Source organism: Streptomyces sp. NPDC050423 (assembly GCF_040655445.1).
Taxonomy (GTDB): domain Bacteria; phylum Actinomycetota; class Actinomycetes; order Streptomycetales; family Streptomycetaceae; genus Streptomyces.
Genome location: NZ_JBFAJY010000096.1, coordinates 1 through 1,658 on the forward strand (window position 1 = coordinate 1; position 1,658 = coordinate 1,658).

The window sequence follows — 1,658 nt, forward strand, 5'->3', positions numbered from 1 at the left end:
ATCCGGGTTCGCAGACGGCTGGGGTCGCGGCCGTCAGCCTGGTCGAAGGCGTCTGCGACGACCTGGCGGGGCGGTCGGATCACGGAGGCGGTGCACCACTTGTTCGCCGCCTTCGGGCCGGGCCGGGGGGTGCGTTTGCCGGTGCGGCCGCCGGGCGGGTGGATGATGTCGTGTGGGCGGCGGGGCGCCGGGCGGGTGTCGAAGACGCAGGCGACGGTGGCCATGCGTTTCCGGTTAGGTTTTTCGCCCGGTGCAAGGCGTCCGCGTCGGCCCTGGGCTGCGCTTTCCTCTGCTTTGCGACGGGTGGCTTCGCGCAGAGCCTCGGGCCGCATGACGATTCCCTTGCCGTCGAACTGCAGGATCAGCAGGGTCTCGCGGCCGCAGGGAACAGGAGCGCGGTCGCGGTAGAAGGCGTCGATGTCGCAGGCGGCGGCGATGACGAGTTCGGCGAGGCGACGTTTGCCGAGGACCTTTCCGCAGCGGCGGCCGACCGCGTCGAGGGCCTGGTCGTATGAGCCGCGGACGGCCTCGACGGCAGCCAGTCGGCGCAGGCCCATCGAGTGCCGGCCGGCAGGCAGGGACAGCAGCACGTCCGCGGGATGCACGTTGCTCATGTTCGGGCCGCGGTAGGCAATCCGGCGGACGTTCACGTTTCCGAACAAGCAGGCCAGCCGTCGTTCGTGGCCTTTCTCCCGCCAGGGCCTCGTCCGGCCTTCCGGCCCCACAACCTGCACGCCCGAGGTCCCTGCCGTCTTCTGTTCCTCGCGTATCGCGCGCAGGTCGAGGTGGTCCTGCAGGAGCTGGCGGATCAGGTCCCGTCCCGCGGCCTCGAGATGTTCCTCCAGCTCAGCATGGGTCCACTCGCCGGCCGTCCGTCCCGACAGGATGGCCGTCAGCATCTCGAAGGCACTGACCGAGTGGGCAAACGGGTCAGGTCCCGGGCCGATGTCGTAATGTTCCATCGTGGCTCTTCCTTCTTGTGTTCGTTTTGGTTCGCACCTACGAATTTAGAAGGAAGAGCCCTTCTTTCAGGGCGATTTGGCCGAGTTGGCCGTCCATGCGTGTGACGGGGTGAAGAGTCCCGGGGTGCCCTCGTCCAGCCAGCCCCGCTCGACCAGCCGCTTCAGCTTCGAACGGACCCCCTCAATCTTCGAGGTCTCGGCCGGCAGCCCGATCCGCGGTGCTATCTGCTTCGCCCGCACCGGCCCCGGAGCGTCCCGCACCACGTCGAGAATGTCCTGGTAGGCGCGCGGCAGCACTCCCTGGTCCATGCCCTGCTGCCACTTCGGCACGGTCAAAATCCCCATCACCCGACGTTCCGCACCCGTGAACGGCGACGCCTTCACCGCCGTCGGCGACTCACCCTCGGGCTGGTCCGGAACGCTGACCGGGATCCTCGCCAGGAGCTCACCGGCCGTCTCACGGGTGATCACCAGCCGCGACAACCTCTCCCGCTCCACAACCAGCCGCTCAGCCAACTCCGCAACCCGAACCTCAAGTTCCTCTACCCGGGCCCGGACCCCGGCCTCCTCGGCATCGATCAACTCGAACAGCGAACCCACCGGCACCGCCCCCTCTCGTCACGAGAAGACCTGCCCATTTCCGCACCAACCCACGTCCCCACAGGTCAGGGCTTCCCTCGAAACGAGCCGCACCCA

Annotated in this window: 1 protein-coding gene and 1 pseudogene; both read right to left on the bottom strand. The window is 68.2% G+C overall.

The window, feature by feature from the left end; all coding sequences use genetic code 11:
* Positions 1-962: pseudogene (locus tag AB0I52_RS32785) on the bottom strand (ISKra4 family transposase); the annotation flags it as partial.
* 66 nt (positions 963-1,028) lie between these two features.
* Positions 1,029-1,433: a hypothetical protein gene (locus AB0I52_RS32790; protein ID WP_363078814.1), complete on the bottom strand. Its 405-nt coding sequence runs from the start codon at positions 1,431-1,433 to the stop codon at positions 1,029-1,031.
* Positions 1,434-1,658: the final 225 nt, after the last annotated feature.